The sequence below is a fragment of the Gordonia jacobaea genome (assembly GCF_965344965.1).
Classification (GTDB): Bacteria; Actinomycetota; Actinomycetes; order Mycobacteriales; family Mycobacteriaceae; genus Gordonia; species Gordonia jacobaea.
The window spans coordinates 631340-646807 of record NZ_CBDRLS010000003.1 but is presented as its reverse complement, the minus strand read 5'-3'; the positions used below and the strand labels follow the sequence as shown (position 1 = coordinate 646807).

18 protein-coding genes and 1 tRNA gene are annotated in these 15468 nt (G+C 63.6%); 7 read left to right on the top strand and 12 right to left on the bottom strand.

The window, feature by feature from the left end:
- Window positions 1-127: 127 nt before the first annotated feature.
- Window positions 128-2359, bottom strand: coding sequence for a catalase/peroxidase HPI (gene katG, locus ACRVY7_RS13615; RefSeq protein WP_431817427.1), 2232 nt, complete (start codon window positions 2357-2359; stop codon window positions 128-130).
- A gap of 36 nt (window positions 2360-2395) precedes the next feature.
- A complete protein-coding gene (locus tag ACRVY7_RS13610; RefSeq protein ID WP_431817426.1) occupies window positions 2396-2839 on the bottom strand; it encodes a Fur family transcriptional regulator in 444 nt (147 codons plus the stop codon).
- A gap of 58 nt (window positions 2840-2897) precedes the next feature.
- On the opposite strand from ACRVY7_RS13610, the gene ACRVY7_RS13605 reads away from it, so the two are divergent.
- The 3 genes from ACRVY7_RS13605 (at window position 2898) to ACRVY7_RS13595 (ending at window position 5231) form a co-directional block, all read left to right on the top strand.
- Window positions 2898-3704, top strand: a complete 807-nt coding sequence (locus tag ACRVY7_RS13605) for a GNAT family N-acetyltransferase (RefSeq protein ID WP_431817425.1) — start codon at window positions 2898-2900, stop codon at window positions 3702-3704.
- 10 nt (window positions 3705-3714) lie between these two features.
- Window positions 3715-4620 (top strand): hypothetical protein, encoded by a 906-nt coding sequence (locus ACRVY7_RS13600; RefSeq protein ID WP_431817424.1) that lies wholly within the window; start codon window positions 3715-3717, stop codon window positions 4618-4620.
- Between the two features lie 540 nt (window positions 4621-5160).
- A tRNA-Cys gene (locus ACRVY7_RS13595) sits at window positions 5161-5231 on the top strand.
- Between the two features lie 335 nt (window positions 5232-5566).
- Here the strand turns inward: ACRVY7_RS13595 and ACRVY7_RS13590 are convergent.
- On the bottom strand, window positions 5567-6268 hold the full coding sequence (locus ACRVY7_RS13590; protein WP_431817423.1) for a M24 family metallopeptidase: 702 nt from the start codon (window positions 6266-6268) through the stop codon (window positions 5567-5569).
- Window positions 6269-6340: 72 nt separating this feature from the next.
- Window positions 6341-6961 (bottom strand): LysE family transporter, encoded by a 621-nt coding sequence (locus ACRVY7_RS13585; RefSeq protein ID WP_049701059.1) that lies wholly within the window; start codon window positions 6959-6961, stop codon window positions 6341-6343.
- A 68-nt stretch (window positions 6962-7029) separates the two neighbouring features.
- Here ACRVY7_RS13585 and ACRVY7_RS13580 point away from each other — a divergent pair, with 68 nt between their 5' ends.
- On the top strand, window positions 7030-7461 hold the full coding sequence (locus ACRVY7_RS13580) for a PPOX class F420-dependent oxidoreductase (RefSeq protein WP_049701064.1): 432 nt from the start codon (window positions 7030-7032) through the stop codon (window positions 7459-7461).
- A 25-nt stretch (window positions 7462-7486) separates the two neighbouring features.
- Here the strand turns inward: ACRVY7_RS13580 and ACRVY7_RS13575 are convergent, their stop codons facing one another.
- Window positions 7487-7999, bottom strand: a complete 513-nt coding sequence (locus tag ACRVY7_RS13575; protein WP_431817422.1) for an RBBP9/YdeN family alpha/beta hydrolase — start codon at window positions 7997-7999, stop codon at window positions 7487-7489.
- Between the two features lie 185 nt (window positions 8000-8184).
- A complete protein-coding gene (locus tag ACRVY7_RS13570; protein ID WP_431817421.1) occupies window positions 8185-9717 on the bottom strand; it encodes an MFS transporter in 1533 nt (510 codons plus the stop codon).
- 207 nt (window positions 9718-9924) lie between these two features.
- Here ACRVY7_RS13570 and ACRVY7_RS13565 point away from each other — a divergent pair, with 207 nt between their 5' ends.
- A complete protein-coding gene (locus tag ACRVY7_RS13565; RefSeq protein WP_431817420.1) occupies window positions 9925-11139 on the top strand; it encodes a T6SS phospholipase effector Tle1-like catalytic domain-containing protein in 1215 nt (404 codons plus the stop codon).
- Here ACRVY7_RS13565 and ACRVY7_RS13560 read toward each other — a convergent pair.
- Complete coding sequence (locus ACRVY7_RS13560; RefSeq protein WP_431817419.1) at window positions 11124-11492, bottom strand: VOC family protein; 369 nt, start codon at window positions 11490-11492, stop codon at window positions 11124-11126. The two genes, ACRVY7_RS13565 and ACRVY7_RS13560, sit on opposite strands and share 16 nt — an antisense overlap.
- Before the next feature lie 62 nt (window positions 11493-11554).
- Here ACRVY7_RS13560 and ACRVY7_RS13555 point away from each other — a divergent pair, with 62 nt between their 5' ends.
- Complete coding sequence (locus tag ACRVY7_RS13555) at window positions 11555-12010, top strand: MarR family winged helix-turn-helix transcriptional regulator (protein ID WP_431817418.1); 456 nt, start codon at window positions 11555-11557, stop codon at window positions 12008-12010.
- A gap of 38 nt (window positions 12011-12048) precedes the next feature.
- Here the strand turns inward: ACRVY7_RS13555 and ACRVY7_RS13550 are convergent, their stop codons facing one another.
- Window positions 12049-12273 carry a hypothetical protein gene (locus ACRVY7_RS13550; protein ID WP_431817417.1) on the bottom strand — a complete coding sequence of 75 codons (225 nt, stop codon included), beginning with the start codon at window positions 12271-12273 and terminating at the stop codon, window positions 12049-12051.
- Between the two features lie 44 nt (window positions 12274-12317).
- Entirely contained in the window at window positions 12318-12752 is a 435-nt protein-coding gene (locus tag ACRVY7_RS13545) for a MarR family winged helix-turn-helix transcriptional regulator (protein ID WP_431817416.1), read from the bottom strand.
- 60 nt (window positions 12753-12812) lie between these two features.
- On the opposite strand from ACRVY7_RS13545, the gene ACRVY7_RS13540 reads away from it, so the two are divergent.
- Window positions 12813-13586 (top strand): SDR family oxidoreductase, encoded by a 774-nt coding sequence (locus ACRVY7_RS13540; RefSeq protein ID WP_431817415.1) that lies wholly within the window; start codon window positions 12813-12815, stop codon window positions 13584-13586.
- A gap of 185 nt (window positions 13587-13771) precedes the next feature.
- Here ACRVY7_RS13540 and ACRVY7_RS13535 read toward each other — a convergent pair whose 3' ends face one another.
- The 3 genes from ACRVY7_RS13535 to ACRVY7_RS13525 form a co-directional block, all read right to left on the bottom strand.
- Window positions 13772-14398, bottom strand: coding sequence for a maleylpyruvate isomerase family mycothiol-dependent enzyme (locus ACRVY7_RS13535; protein WP_431817414.1), 627 nt, complete (start codon window positions 14396-14398; stop codon window positions 13772-13774).
- 220 nt (window positions 14399-14618) lie between these two features.
- Complete coding sequence (locus tag ACRVY7_RS13530) at window positions 14619-15047, bottom strand: type II toxin-antitoxin system VapC family toxin (RefSeq protein WP_431817413.1); 429 nt, start codon at window positions 15045-15047, stop codon at window positions 14619-14621.
- Window positions 15040-15306 (bottom strand): type II toxin-antitoxin system Phd/YefM family antitoxin, encoded by a 267-nt coding sequence (locus ACRVY7_RS13525; protein ID WP_005206757.1) that lies wholly within the window; start codon window positions 15304-15306, stop codon window positions 15040-15042. Before ACRVY7_RS13525 ends, ACRVY7_RS13530 begins: the two co-directional genes overlap by 8 nt.
- Window positions 15307-15468: the final 162 nt, after the last annotated feature.

The window sequence follows — 15468 nt, the reverse complement described above, 5'->3', positions numbered from 1 at the left end:
GCTACGCGCGAGTACGGGGGAGTGACTCGACGTGTCGGGCACTGGCGTAAGACTACGTGGGCTGCCACACACACCGATGCACCCCGTGGATTGTGTCCACGAGGTGCATCGGTGGTGATCGGTCGAATCAGTGCAGGTCGTAGCGGTCGAGTTCCATGACCTTGGCCCACGCGGCGACGAAGTCGTCGACGAATTTCTGCTTCGAGTCGTCCTCGGCGTAGACCTCGGCGAGCGCACGCAGATCGGAGTTCGAACCGAAGGCCAAATCGACCCGCGAACCCGTCCACTTCTGCTCGCCCGACTCACGATCGACCGCGACGTAGGTGCCGTCGTCTGCCGGCGATGCCGACCATTCGACGTCCATGTCGGTGATGTTGACGAAGAAGTCGTTCGTCAACGTGCCCGGCTTGGTCGTCAGCACTCCGAGCGAGGAGTTCTTGTGGTTGGCGCCGAGTACGCGTAGACCACCGACGAGCACCGTCATCTCCGGCGGCGACAGGGTCAGGAGGTTGGCCTTGTCGACGAGGTTGTACTCCGCGGGCAGCTCGTTGCCCTTGCCCTCGTAGTTTCGGAATCCGTCGTAGCGGGGCTCGAGGTAGGCGAACGACTCCTGGTCGGTCTGCTCCTGCGTCGCGTCGGTGCGGCCCGGGGTGAACGGGACCGTCACCGTGACGCCGGCATCCTTCGCCGCCTTCTCGATCGCCGCGGCTCCGCCGAGCACCACGAGATCGGCGAACGACACCTTGGTGCCGGGCTCGGAGTTGAACTGCTCGGCGACGAGTTCCAGTTTGCTGATGACCTGTGCGAGCTCGTCGGGCTCGCTGGATTCCCAGCCGAGCTGCGGCTGCAAGCGCAGCCGTCCGCCGTTCGCGCCGCCGCGGTAGTCGCTGCCACGGAACGTCGACGCCGCCTTCCATGCCGTGGACACGAGCTGTGGCACGGTGAGACCGGTTTCGAGGATCGCGGACTTCAGGCTGTCGGCGTCGGCGTCGGAGAGCAGCGGGCCCTCGGCAGCGGGGACGTTGTCCTGCCAGATGTAGGTTTCCGACGGCACGAGCGGGCCGCGGTAGCGAATGGCAGGCCCCATGTCGCGATGGAGGAGCTTGAACCACGCCTTCGCGAACTCGTCGGCGAGTTCTTCTGGATGGTCGAGCCAACGGCGGGTGATCTCCCCGTAGATCGGGTCGAAACGCATCGTCAGGTCGGTGGTCAGCATCGACGGGTGGGTCTTGCCGTCGCCCTGGGCCACCGGCACCGAATTGGCCCAGCCTCCGTCCTTCGGCCGCCACTGGTTGGCGCCCGCGGGGCTCTTGAAGAGTTCCCACTCATTGCCGTACAGGATCTCGAGGAAGCTGTTGTCCCACTTGGTCGGTGTGTGGGTCCATGTGACCTCGAGGCCACTGGTGACCGTGTCGTTGCCGACGCCGGTGCCCTGGGGATTCTTCCAACCAAGACCCATCTGCTCGATCGGTGAGGCTTCGGGCTCAGGGCCGAGGAGTTCGGCGTCGCCGTTGCCGTGCGTCTTGCCGAAGGTGTGACCGCCGACGATCAGGGCTGCGGTCTCGACGTCGTTCATGGCCATGCGGCCGAACGTCTCGCGAATATCGGCTGCAGCCGCGAGGTAGTCCGGAACACCTTCCGGGCCTTCGGGATTCACGTAGATGAGACCCATGGTGGTTGCGCCCAGCGGCTCTTCGAGTTCGCGCTTGCCGCCCTGGTAGCGCAGGTTGGTGCCCAACCACACCGACTCGGCACCCCAATAGACCTCGTCTGCTTCCCACTCGTCGGGACGCCCGAAGGCGAATCCCTTGGTCGGCAGACCCATGTCCTCGATCGCGACGTTTCCGGCCAGGACCAGGAGATCGGCCCACGACAGTGCCTTGCCGTACTTCTTCTTCACCGGCCACAGGAGTCGTCGTGCCTTGTCGAGGCTCACGTTGTCGGGCCAGCTGTTCAGGGGGGCGAAACGCTGCATTCCGGTTCCGGCTCCGCCACGGCCGTCCTCGACGCGGTAGGTGCCCGCGGCGTGCCATGACATCCGGATGAAGAAGGGGCCGTAGTGACCGAAGTCGGCGGGCCACCACGACTTCGAGTCCTTCATGACGTCTTTGAGGTCGCTGACGAGCGCCTCGACGTCGAGGTCGGCGAGCGCGGCGTCGTAGTCGAAGTCGGGTTCGCGGGGACGGATGACCTGCGGATTGTGCGCGAGCACACGCAGATTCAGCTTGTCCGGCCACCATTGCTGATTGCCGCCGCCTTCGACCGGTGGGCGGATGTGCATCGGACAACCTGATTCGGCAGGTTCGGTCTGTGCCTCACCGATGGGGGGAGCTTCGGGGGCTGACTTCTCTTCAGACACTGTCTTCCTTCCGGTAAGTGGTGATTCGGGCTGTGATCACGAATGTGACCCCGGTATGGACGTTGTGTTGCAGTCGGGGCATAGGCCCCAATAGATGACCTCGGCCTCGTCGAGCACGAAGCCGTTGTCGTCGGATGCCGTGAGGCACGGCGTTGTTCCCGCAGCGCAATCGACGTCGCCGATTGCGCCGCACGAACGGCACACGGTGTGGTGATGGTTGTCGCCGACTCGCGCCTCGTAGCGGGCGACGAGGCCGGAGGGCTGGATGCGTCGGACGAGTCCGGCGTCGGTCAGCGCACCGAGTACGTCGTAGACCGCCTGGCGTGAGACGTCGGGCAGCATCGTGCGTGTGGCGAGAAAAATGGTCTCCGTGTCGGCGTGCGCGTGCGTATTGACGGCCTGCAGCACCGCGACCCGCGGACGGGTCACTCGAAGTTCGGCTGCACGCAGTTGGTCTGCGTACTCCGGCGTGGGGGACACCTCGTCAGTATGCAACGCATTCTGGAATGATTCAGGATTTCTCTCAAACTGAGACGCCGTGATCGGCACGTCTCCGCTGTGGCACGCTTGTCTGGTGATGTGGACACCGGAGCGCGTGCGCGCTGAATCTATACGGTGGACGTCTTCCTGGCATCCGGTCGGCTCGCGCCATCTCGACATCGACGGCTACGAGTTCTATGTGCTCGACGGAACCGCCACGTTGCTGAACTACCACGGGACGCAACGTGATCCGATCGTCGTGCTCGATGAGGCCGCCGCCCACGCGAGGCGACTCGACGCCCAGCGTGTGCGCTTCACGCGTGCGCCGGGACTGTTCGGGGGTATCGATCACGCCGAACTAGAGCGACGTGATGCCACGACGATCGCCGTTCGCGACATCGTCGCGCTCAAGATAGCGGCAGAGATCGTCGACCGGATACCGACACCCGACGGAGTCGTCGCGCGCCGCGTCGACGACGATGCCGGAATCGCCGAGTTCGCCCGAATCTCCCTCGACGCCTGGGGTTTTCCGCCACCCATCCTCGACGACGCTGCTACGCGGGACGCCACGCCGCCCGGGCTGTTCGTGGCCGGCGTCGATTCGCACGGCAGCCTGGAACCGGCCGGTGCGGGCGGCTACACGCTCGAGGGTGAGGTCGCTCGAATGTGGGGTGGCGCCGTCCTTCCCGCTCATCGGGGTCGCGGCGTGTATCGGGCGTTGATCGTCGCTCGACTTCACGATGCGCGACGTCGGGGAGCCTCGCTCGGGCTCGTGCATGCCGAGACCGCTACCTCGTCGCCGCTGTTGCAGCGCATGGGCTTTCGGAAATTCGGCGAGCGAGCGATCATCGAGTTCGGCGTCTGAGGATTCGCTCGTGAATCTCGACGACGCTCTCGATGAGCTGTATGGCTGCGCGCCAAGCGAATTCGTCTCTCGAAGGCGTGAATTGACGCGTTCGGCACGAGCGGCCGACAGTCCCGAGCTCGCCGTCGACATCTCACGTGCACGCAAGCCGACACAAGTCGCCTGGCTGCTGAACCAGTGGATTCGCCGTTCGCCCACCGACCTCGACCCGCTGTTTACCGTTGCCGACGAACTCCGTGAGGCGCAGCGCCGCTCGTCGGCCGAACTGCTGCGTGAACTGTCGATACGACGCCGCGAGGTCGTGCAGACTGCGCTCGATCACCTAGGTTCGTTCGCCACCGAGATCGGTACGGGCATGACCTCGACGGTCGAGCGAGAGGCTGTTCAGACACTGCGCGCGGCGATCGGCGACGAACAGGTGGCCGAATTGTTGCGTCGCGGTCGGCTGGTCACCGCGATGGAGTACAGCGGCTTCGGCCCCGCCGGACTGGTGGCACTAGCAGATTCGCCGGCACCCGCCGACGAGGCGACCGCAGGGATGCCCGAACCCTCGTCAAGTGCTGCAGAAGGTTCGACGGCTGCCCGCGAATCGGAGATCGACGCTGCCAGAGCACTTCTCGATCGATACACCGCCGACGTCGACTTGGCGACCGTCGAACTCGAGAGCGCGCAGCGCGGCGTGGACGACACCGAGCGCACCGCCGCCGATCTCGAGGACCGCGTCGCACGGCTACGCGCGGAACTCGATCGTGCCGAACAGGAACTGCGTTTCGCGCAACGAGCCGCCGAGACAGCGCGGTCACACCGCGACGAGGCCGCGTCCGTTCTGGAGTCGGCATCCGACGAGCGGTTGCGCGCTCAGCAGCGTCTCGATGAGCTGTCCGGCGATCTTTCGGGCGACGCCGATCGGGACTGAGGCGTACCGCTCAGCGTCGGCGTTCTCGGACTCGGCAGAAAATCTGTTGTGCGTCGTAGCGGGACCGCTTAGAGTCGCTACCCGCACTGCTCGACAGCGACAACCCAAGTGGTGCAGGACGTTTGACAACTACATCGACATACGAATGCGGCATGGCGCATAAGCCGGAGTGATCCGGTGAAAGGCGGGGTGACATCCGTCGCCGGGAGAAGTTCCGGTACCCCATGCACTCCGAGCCGGAACCTTCACCCCAGGGTGGAGGCAACGTCGAAGCGATCTGACGGTGAGAGCCGGGAGAGCCGATCGGTGACCCGACACCTGCCAGGTGTGGTCAGTAGCGACGAATGTTGCGGTGAGGGAAGGAATTTCAGTCCGAGATGGTTCAGTCGAGGGCGTATTCCATGACTGTGGAGGCGGGGCGTGGCAGCTTCGCCGAGACAGGAGAGATCGAGTAGGACCGACATCCGAAAGGTCGAGGGTGTGCGGCATTCTGGGCCCAAAAGGCTTGGAACCGCACGGAAGAGCACATCCTCAGTCAACGCGACACTAGCTCAATTGGCAGAGCGGTCATTTGCAGAATGGCAGGTTGCTGGTTCAAGTCCAGCGTGGCTACCACCACACAAGCGAAAGTCTCTTCCCGACGACATCGCGACAGTGTCCTAATCCCTGACGTCGCACGACGAATCAGGGCGACATTCGAGCCCGCAAGGCCCGAGTGACGTTCACGCGCCAGTAGCGGTAGCGGAGAGACAGGCCAGTCTCTCTTCGACGTGACAGCGGTGGAGAAGCGGTCGTCGATACGCGTGGTGCCACGACACGGCACCGGACATGGTGAATACCGTCGAGAGGCGGTGGATACGCCGCAAACCCCCTGCAGGGAATACAGCGCGCAAAAGGTCACCGGCAGTGGGGAAGTAGTCTCATTCCCCGCACACACAATCTTTGCTCACGGAAGGTCGAGGAGTTCCTCGTAGAAGCCACCGAATCGACGGTCGGGCTCGACGAGATGCACCTCGAGAATCCAATGGCACACCCGTCCAGACGGATCCAGGCGACGCATGGGACCCGACGACCCTGGCGCCACATAGCTCTCGATCTCGTCGCCGGAGATCTTCTCGTGCGGGAACTCGCCGACGAGGTGGCCGGCGATCTCGCCGCCGAAATGCCAGCCTGCCTGCTCGCTGAGTTCGACGACGTGGTCGAACAGTTCGGCTCCGGTGATCTCGGGGTGTGCGCGAAAGTAGGCGCGGCCGGCATCCCAGATTCGGGGCAGGTCGTCGGTGAGACGTCGCTTGAGTTCGTCGTCGCCCAGAACGAAGGTGCGGCCGAAGTCGGCTTCCCATTCTTCGAAGATCGGGCCGAAGTCGAGGAACAGGATGTCGTCGTCGGCGATGATCCGATCCGGTGGGTTGGCGCGGAAGGTCTCCAGGGTGTTCCCTCCGGCGCGGACGATTCGTTTGTGCCAGTGACGCGTCACGCCGAACATCTCGGCGGCCAGATCACGGATCTCGTCGGAGAGCGCGCGCTCACCGATTCCCGCCCGGATCATGCCGCGCCGCTCCACCTCGTCGAAGAGTTGTTCGGCTTTGGTCTGTGCGTCGAGGAGGCTGTCGACGCGTGCGCGGTCGTCGATCTCGGGCGATGACATCGTGAGTCCTCCACTGGACGCTGGTACTGCTTGTGATTGTGAGGCCTTCGAATCCTCTGGCCTCGAACATGGTCACACAACCGCGAGCATGACGCCCACGGCGACGAACAGAACGCCGAACACACGGTTGAGACGACGTTGGCCCTGTTCGGTCCGCGTGACGCGCGCGAATCCCCGTGCTATCAGGGCAAAGAAGAACCACATCACGAGTATGTCGACGACCACCATCGTTACTCCGATGACCACGTACTGGATCAGCTGAGGATCGCTGGGGCGAACGAATCCGGGGATGAACGCGAGCAGAAACACGATCGCCTTCGGGTTCAGCAGGTTGACCCAAAGTCCTCGTACGAACATCGACGCGGCCGATTCGTTCCGGACTGCCACGTTTGCCTCGTCGGACATGTCGGGGCGTCGGAAGAACTGTCGGATTCCGAGGTAGATGAGGTACGCCGCGCCGGTGTACCTGATGACCTCGAACGCTGTGTGAGATCGGGAGATGATCACGCCGAGTCCCGCGGCGACGATGAGCAGTTGGATGAGGAGCGCGACCTGTTGACCGAGCACACCCCAGAATGCGCGTCGGAATCCGACATTCATGGCGTTGCTCATCGTGTTGATCGCGCCGGCTCCCGGGGTGAAGCTGATCAGCACGCACGCGGTCAGCAGCGCCGCCCAGGTCGAGAAAGTCACCTGCAGAGGGTAGTGGTGCGTCGACGCCGCGCGGGAATGCCCCCGGCTTGGTGACGGTTGCCACAACCATGACTGACGAGCAGTACGACCCCCGTGACCTGATCGCCGACACGTCGATCGCCATCCTCGCCACGATCAAGGCGAACGGACTTCCTCAACTCTCACCGGTCACTTCGGTGTACGACCGTGAGTCCGACACGATCTATGTATCCATGACAGACGGACGTGCGAAGACCGTCAACCTCCGCCGAGATCCACGCGCCGCCATCGAATACACCAGCGCCGACGGCTTTACATGGGCCACGGCGGAGGGAACCGCGGAACTGATCGGTCCGTCGAGCGATCCTGACGGACCCGAAGTCGACGCGTTGGTCGACTACTACCGCCTGGGTGCGGGGGAGCATCCGGACTGGGCCGAGTATCGCGAGGTGATGGTCAGCGATCGGCGCGTGCTGCTCAAGCTGACTGTGACGCGGGTGTACGGCGCCAAACTGCGCTGAGCGATGGCCGGTCGGGTCATGGGCGTCAACTGTGCGCGCGAATGTCGGCGGCGACAAGGGAGGCGCACCCGTCGAACTGATGTCCACCTAGTTCGTAGCGGTGAACGTCTGCCGACGGCAGGAGCCGCTGGTTGAGTGCCACGTGGCTGACGGGCACGACGTCGTCGTCCTCGCAGTGATGCAGGGTGAGCGCGGTTGTCGGTTCCGCGCCGGTGAAGTCGTAGTCGGCGACCGCCCAGCCGTTATCGCCCCAGTTCGGCATCGCCAGCAGGAATGCACGGGACGGAGGCGTCGGCATGGTGCTCAACAGCGCGAGCAACATCGACGCACCGAACGAGTGGGCCACAAGTACGTCGGATGCCGTCAGCTCGTCGACGTGTGGGCGGATCGCCGACGTCCATGCCGCTACAGACATGTCCTCGTCGGGTAGCTCCGGAATCGAGAAATGTGCGCCGAGTTCACTTGCCAGCGCGGCGGCCAACGGCTGATCGTCGTGAAAGCCGCCTGCTCCGTGTAGAAACAACATCTCGATGGCCATTTCGTGTCCCTCTGGGTCGACGCTCGGTTTCTCGGAGGTTGTGACTGCGAGCTGCGTCGGAACTCATCGGTCGTCGGTGCGACGGCCGTGAGTTGCGTGGGAACCGCAACGGTCTTGCGCGCAGCAGCGACGGGGGCCCGCTGTTGCAGGCCCCCTGTCGTCCGAACAGTGAAGCGAGTAGCGGGCTACGCTACCGCTGGTTCGAGGTCGGTTGCTTCGGATGTCGTGGTCGATGTGCGCAACGCCTGAGCGATCAGACCGCCCACCACAACGAATCCGATCATGACGACCAGCGAAGCACGGTAGGCGGACTCGAGACCCGAGGATTCTCCGACCGACGTATACACAGTCCCGACGACCGCGGCGCCGAATGCCACCGCGAGTGCCTGGGCGGTGTTGAAGACGCCTGACGCCGCACCCGCGAGGCGCACCGGAACGTCGTTGAGCACCAGAAGGCCAGCCGAGCCGACGATCCCGCCGAAGCCGAGCCCCCCCACGGTCAGCGCTGCGGCAAACCACAGCGCCGGATGCGCCGATTGCTCGGCAAAGCCCATCAGCGGCATTCCGACGATGAACACGGCACCGCCGACCTGTAGAACTCGCTTACCGAATCGTGCGACGAGCACTGTTGCGGCGAGACCCGCCGAGATCGGTACTGCCAGCGAGAACGGAATCCACATGAGACCCGCGTGAAGTACCGACCATCCGAGCGCTAGCTGGACGTGCAGTGACTGGACCAGGAAGTAGCCGCCCGTGGGCACCATCAGCGCGGTGAATGCCGCGAGCCCGATCGAGAATGACCGAGTGGCGAACAAGGCCGGCGGGACCATGGGTTCGATGCCGCGTCGAGCCGAACGCACCTGTCGGACGCCAAACAACCCGAGCCCAGCGATACCAACGACCATCACGATGAATCCCCAAGCCGGCCAATCATTCTCAGGTCCGAGTGTGATCGGAAGCATGATCGCCGCCAGCGATCCGCCGAGGAGCAGTGCCGCACCAGCCGTGATGGGTGTCTTGATCGCCGAGCGCGACTCGGGAATGAAGGCGATCGCGGCCGCGATAGCGAGCACGGCCAGCGGCACATTGATCAGGAAGACCGGTCGCCACGACAAGCCGAACCAATCGCCGTCGGTGATCACGGCACCCAGGATGGGGCCGGTGACGGCCGCCAGACCGATCACGGACGTGAACATTCCCATCGCCTTCGCGCGCTCGGCCGGTGGATACAGCACCTGAATGTTGCTGAGCACCTGCGGCACCATCAGTGCTGCTGCCACTCCTTGAATGAGGCGGAAGACGACGAGTTCGGTGGGACCGGTCGCGAGTCCGCATGCCAGAGAAGCGAGTCCGAACGCGGCAAGACCGGCGACGAAGAGTTTCCGTCGGCCGAAGTTGTCGCCGAGCCGTGCGCCGAGGATCAGGCCAACGGCGTAGGTGAGTGGGTAGCCGGCGACGATCCACTGCAGACTGACTGCGGATGCGCCGAGGTCGACCTGCATCGTGCGCAGCGCGACGTTGACGACGGTTGCGTCCATGAGCTCCATGAACGACGCCGCGAGCAAGCAGATCAGCGCGATGGTTCGTGCCTTGCCTCCGATGCTCGGCGTGGCGTCGGAAGGTGTTGTGGAAGGCGACAATTCAGGTGAACGTCGAGTGGTGCCAGGGGAGGCGTCGACGACTTTGTCGTCGGCGGGCTCGAGTGGTGCTGTCGTCATCAGGTGCTCCTGGGTGGCGGGTTGATCTGACAACGGCGACGTTATGAGGGATAGCGGACACATCCGGTCCTCGATGAATCGGGTTCCGTCTTCTTTCTCATCGGCGTCGATCCGGCCCGACTACGCAGGCTTGATCGGCTGCCCGGAACGCAAACGCGTACCGTGCTACCCGTGTGGGCGCATACGCAGCGCCTTAGCGTCGACATCATGACCAAGAATCTCGTGGTGTGCTGTGACGGGACATGGAAGAACTCCGACGATCGCTACGTCTCGAACGTCGAGAAGATCGCGCGTTCGATTGCACCCCGCGGCTTCGACGGCGAGACCCAGATCGTGCATTACGCGCGCGGCGTCGGGTCAACAGGCAGTTGGATAGAACGTATCGTTGCCGGCGCATTCGGCGTGGGCCTCGACGACGCGATCGTCGACTGCTATCGATTCCTCGCGCTGAACTACGAACCTGGCGACCGCATCTTTGTGTTCGGATTCAGTCGCGGCGCGTACACGGCCAGGAGTCTGTGCGGCATGATCGCGCATGTCGGACTGCTCACCCCGATGGGGGTCGCGGAGGGACAGCTTCCCGCAGCGATGGACCTCTACCGCAACAGACCGCGCGCGAAAAGCTCCACAGAGACTCCTCCCGCCGATCCCGCGCACGAGCGCGCGCTTGCGGCCATCGACAGGCACGCCCACCGGCGTGGCGAGGTACGCATCGAATTCCTCGGGGTGTTCGACACTGTTGGCGCCCTGGGTGTTCCGGGAATCGCGCGCGCGAAGTACAAGTTCCACGACGTGACGCTCTCGCCGATGGTGAAGACCGCCAGGCAAGCGCTGGCGATCGCCGAGCGTCGACGAGTCTTCGCGCCGTGCCTCTGGGGAGGCCAGCACGCCGACATCAGCCAGGTCTGGTTCGACGGCGTGCACAGCGACGTCGGCGGAGGGTACGAGAATTGCTACTACTCCGACAAATCGTTGCTGTGGATGGCATCTGAGGCAACGGCTCGTGATGAACGACGTTCTGGTGTGGCCATTGACTGGAAACGGTTGGGCACCACACTATGTCGCGACGACGAGAGCGTGACCGAGCACAATTCGCTGTCCTTCGCGTATCGGATCAGCAACGTGTTCAGCGCCGCGCAGGAGTCGATACGTCGCAAAGTCGCGCCGTACGTTCCGCTTTTCGTCGGCGGGTGGCGCAACTTCGCACCTACGGTCGCTGTACCGGGGCTCGGCTACGCGCCCGCATGTGATGTGAGTGTGGAACGGTCTGCCATCAGACGTGCCGCGAATCCGAACTTGATGCCGTGGTTCGACGCACTGGGTGCGTCGCCAGCCGACCGCGAGCGATTCGTCGTTGCCGCAGTGACTTTCGCATCAGTGAGCAGACAGCACGAGGCGGGCGCGGTTCAGGCGCGATCGTGAAGAGTGATGTGATAGCCGTCGGGGTCGGCGAATGCGAATGTCCGTCCGAATGGGCCGTCGATGGGCTCTGACACGATCGTGTACCCGTCTGCGACGAGAGCGTCGTGGATCTCCTGCACGCCGGTGGCGTGCAGCCAGATTGCTGCGCCGATGCCGGGTTGAGTGACGGCGTCGAGGTCGGTGCCGGGAGTCAGATCTCGCAGGGCGAAGGCAACCGGCTTCGTGTCGAACACGACCGCGTGCGGTGGCCCGGCCGGGGAGCGGACCAAGCCAAGGTACTTCTCATAGAACGCCTGGGACGCTTCGAGGTTGCGCGTTTGCAGGGAGATGAAGTCGGGACCGCTGACGGGCATGTTTTCCTCCGGAATCGAGTGTCAATAAACTGACATAGGACAATGTATGTCAGTATGTTGACATGAGTCAAGACGGAAGCGGCGTCGAACCAGAGACCGTCGAACTAGAGACCTCTGTGGGGTATGCCCTCAAAGAGGTGGCAAGTGCGCTCCGTGCGGCGATGGACGACGTTCTCCGGCCGCTCGGTCTAAGTGTGACCCAGTACTCGTGTCTTGAACTGCTTGCGCAGCGGCCTGGTCTGTCGAATTCCGAACTGGCCCGCGGCACGTTCATCACACGTCAAGCGATGAATGTCCTACTGCAAGGACTGGAACGGGATGGCTTCGTCAGCAGACCCGACGCCGCGCCCGTGGGCAGAGTGCTTCCTGCACGGCTCACACCCCGTGGGCGCCGCAAGCTCGAGAAGGCCTCTGCGGCAGTGCGTTCGGTGGAGGATCGGATGCTCTCAGGACTCAGCGACGTCGAACAGGCGTCGCTGTTAAGGGCCCTCCAACAGATGAGCCGGTCGCTTCGCTGACGCATCGATTGTGTTGCTTCGCCAACGGTTTAATGGAACTACCGCACCAGCAGCCAGATGAACCGCAAGAGGACAACGGCGAACCCGAGAACGGCGGTGGCGATGAGCCAGCGTCGAGCGAGGCGGTCGCGGGCGATGTTGTCGCGCTTGGGGTTCTCGTGAAGGTAGACGTAGGCGGCGGCGAGCGCGCAGCCGGACGCGGCCACGCCGAGGGTGATGCTGATGATCAGCATCACGGTGGTTGCTGCGTCGAGGTGTGGCATGTGGCGTCAACTGTAGTAGCCCATGGATGCTCGGTTCGTGGGTCTCATTCGCGGGTCAAGGAGTCGATCACCCTCCAGAATGCGTCGGCGTCTTTGGCCTCGATTCGGCCGAACAGGTGTGTTCGCACGGCCCGTGAATGTGCCTGACGGGCGCGAACCACCTGAGACTGTCCTGCCTCGGTGGTGCCAATCGTCCGAACCCCTTGTGCCACATCGCGAGTGAGTAGTCCTCGGTCGACCATTCGTGAGATTTGCCGAGAGAGCCTGCTGCGCTCCCATCCCAACAATTCCGCGAGGCGCGCTTGCTGAATGCGGTTACCGTCGGACTCGGCTACCCGGGTCAGAACAGAGAAATCGGCTCCCGACAGCCCTGTCTCCGCGGTGATCTGGTCGACCGTTGACGACCACACCCGATCGGCGGCCCGTTTCCACTGTTGCCAGTGCAGCAGTTCGGTGTCGTTCAATCGCGATGTCGTCATTCGCCGGACTCTACGAAGGACGATGTTGACATGTCAACCGACTGGATGCACCATGTTTACATGTCAACATCAAGAGCGGTTCTGATCACGGGCGGCAGTGCCGGTATCGGATTGGCGCGTGCGCAGCGGTACGCCGAGCGGGGCGACCGCGTCATGGTGACTGGTCGATCGGCCGACGCACTGCGCCACGCGGCGCAGGGGACCCCCGGACTCGAGACCGTCGTCAGTGACATCTCAGCGCCGATCGATCGGGAGCGGCTTGCCGCACACGTTCTCGCCGAGATGCCCGAGATAAATACGCTCGTCAACAATGCGGGCGTTCAGCGCCGGGTGCCTCTTGCGGTCGACGACGCTCCCTGGCATCAACGACAAGTGGAAATCGACACGCTGCTCGCGGGTCCGATTCACCTGAACGCGTTACTCGCACCTGTCCTGGTGGGGCACTCCAGACCGTCGGTGATCGTTAACGTCACTTCGGGTGGTGCGCTCATCCCTCAGCCGTTTGCTCCTGTCTACAGCGCATGTAAGGCCGCGATGCACAGTTACACGATCAATCTTCGTTTCGCCTTGCGTCACACAAGGGTTAGGGTCGTCGAGGTCATCCCCCCGGCGGTGGCCACTCGGTTGGCGGGACCCGGACACGTACACGGCGCGCCGGTGGAGGATTTCGTCGATGCCGTGTTCGACGCACTCGTTGAAGGGCGCCTCGACGAAATCGGTTACGGCGCCACCGATTCGCCAGCCGTGCTGAGACGTCGCGAGATGGATCGGGAGATGTTTGACGCCGCGTCGACGAGGGTTCCGGTGGCGGACTATTCGATTCGTCCTCGCTAGGTGGCCGTGTGCCAAGTGAATGCGTAGGGCCACGGGGGAGACGCGAGGCAGAACCGTCGCCGCGATAGCCTCAGCCACCACGACACTGCCTTCGACGCTGACCGCCTCAATAGCCCTGCAACACAGTGCAATACGTGACGGCCTATTTGCATACCGGCGTATTCGAATGGTTCACCATCAGCGTGCTACGCGCCCAGAAGACTCACGCCGTCACCGGACAACTCTTCGACGACACGGCGTCGTCCGGTGATAGCGAGCATCAGCGTATCCGCCGTCCCACGCACGGTCGGTCCGTCGCCGTGACTCCAGTCGATATCGGTGGCTTCCCATCGCACCGCAGCAGCGGAATGTGCGAACGCATCGCGCCCGCGGAGACCGGTGACGTAATCGAGAACTGCGACGCGACGGTCGTCGGGCGAACTGCGTGTTATCTCCAAGGGGCGACAGATGTCGAGCGCATGCACGACGATGTCGGTCAGGGGAGCAGCGGGACCCCGGCCAGGCGGCGCGAAACGCTTGTCGGCGCGGTCGTGGAGGAGTGAGACCAGCTCGGTGCCGTGCTGGCGCACCACCAAGTCGGTCATCATCTTGTTGGCCTCGTCGAAATTGCCGCGGGCACGAAGCATGAGGACACCGAAACGCCACATCGGAATCACCATCGGTGCCACGAGATGGGCTGCGACATCGCGGACAGTCCACTCGCCACATAGCGACGCGTGGTCCCACTGAGCCGGTGTCAGAGTTTCCAATGTGCTTGCGAGCGAGCGTCGTTCATCGGCGATGGCCTCGAAGGTCTTGTCGTCTGACATCATCGCCGTATACCTCCGGACTCAGGACTGGTCCAGGGTGTCCCAGCGCCGTGGAGGGAGCGTACCGCCGGAAGCGGGGCGTGAGAGGGGCAGTCAGGACGAAAGGAGCCGTCGATCGATCTGATGATGCACGAGGTGGGTTACCGGTAAACCTGCATATTCGGTTGTTGCATATTGTCTGGACCCTGTCGATGAGAGACTCGAGCTGAGGTCGGCTCTCAGCTCAGGGGCGACTCACGGGTATGACGCGAACAATGCCGTCCAAGCCCTCGAAGTCGTTGGGGTTGGTGGTGTAGAGGGGGAGCCTGGCTGCGGTCGAAACGGATGCGATCATGAGGTCCGCCACTCGTCTCCGCGGCGTTCTTCCGCGAGCTTGGACCGCGGCGCTGATGCGGCCGAATGCGCGAGCAGCATCAGCGCCGAACGGTAAGGGGTCGAACTCGTTCTCGACGCGCTGGAGAACATCGGCGCGGCGTGCGCGTTCGTCGGAGGCCTGTGGGTCGTCGCCAGTTACCAGGTGTACGCCTGCGGAGAGCTCAGCCAGGGTGATCGCACTAATTGCCATCTCGTCCGGCAGTTCCGCAGGCTCGATTGCGTGGCGAAGAATCAAGATGTTGGTGTCGAGTAACCCCCGCCGTACTTCGTCAGGCATACGGGTCGCTCAACGTTTCGTCATATACGCGGTCCTGATCAGACCGGAACTTCTCCACATCAATCAATGGAGCCGACACCGAGCCGCGGGCGAACTCTGTGCGGGAAACAAAGCTGCGTCGTCGACGTAGGGGGACGAGTTCTCCTATCCCACGGCCGTCGCGGGTCACCGTAAAGGAATCACCGGACTCCACCGCGTCCATGATCTCTTTGGAACGCATGCGGAGGTCGCGTTGGCTTACCTCGCGCGGCACACTCATGTGCTACATGGTAGCACGGAATGGCACGAAGTAGAGGCCGTAGCGAACGTCGTCGAGGGCGGGGCGCTCGGTGGCGGCTCGTGGAACTCGAACGGTAGCTTGGCGATGAGTTTCGGCAGTGGTTGTGGTCAACAATCACGCAAAGCCGTTCCACCCCGGAGC

Coding starts and splice junctions, on each gene's coding strand:
- ACRVY7_RS13590 (WP_431817423.1), bottom strand. CDS start 6,268: ATGTCATCGCCCGAGATCGACGACCGCGCACGCGTCGACAGCCTCCTC.
- ACRVY7_RS13530 (WP_431817413.1), bottom strand. CDS start 15,047: ATGCCTGACGAAGTACGGCGGGGGTTACTCGACACCAACATCTTGATT.
- ACRVY7_RS13565 (WP_431817420.1), top strand. CDS start 9,925: ATGACCAAGAATCTCGTGGTGTGCTGTGACGGGACATGGAAGAACTCC.
- ACRVY7_RS13550 (WP_431817417.1), bottom strand. CDS start 12,273: ATGCCACACCTCGACGCAGCAACCACCGTGATGCTGATCATCAGCATC.
- ACRVY7_RS13535 (WP_431817414.1), bottom strand. CDS start 14,398: ATGATGTCAGACGACAAGACCTTCGAGGCCATCGCCGATGAACGACGC.
- ACRVY7_RS13575 (WP_431817422.1), bottom strand. CDS start 7,999: ATGGCCATCGAGATGTTGTTTCTACACGGAGCAGGCGGCTTTCACGAC.
- ACRVY7_RS13545 (WP_431817416.1), bottom strand. CDS start 12,752: ATGACGACATCGCGATTGAACGACACCGAACTGCTGCACTGGCAACAG.
- ACRVY7_RS13540 (WP_431817415.1), top strand. CDS start 12,813: ATGTCAACATCAAGAGCGGTTCTGATCACGGGCGGCAGTGCCGGTATC.
- ACRVY7_RS13525 (WP_005206757.1), bottom strand. CDS start 15,306: ATGAGTGTGCCGCGCGAGGTAAGCCAACGCGACCTCCGCATGCGTTCC.
- ACRVY7_RS13560 (WP_431817419.1), bottom strand. CDS start 11,492: ATGCCCGTCAGCGGTCCCGACTTCATCTCCCTGCAAACGCGCAACCTC.
- ACRVY7_RS13580 (WP_049701064.1), top strand. CDS start 7,030: ATGACTGACGAGCAGTACGACCCCCGTGACCTGATCGCCGACACGTCG.
- ACRVY7_RS13555 (WP_431817418.1), top strand. CDS start 11,555: ATGAGTCAAGACGGAAGCGGCGTCGAACCAGAGACCGTCGAACTAGAG.
- ACRVY7_RS13570 (WP_431817421.1), bottom strand. CDS start 9,717: ATGACGACAGCACCACTCGAGCCCGCCGACGACAAAGTCGTCGACGCC.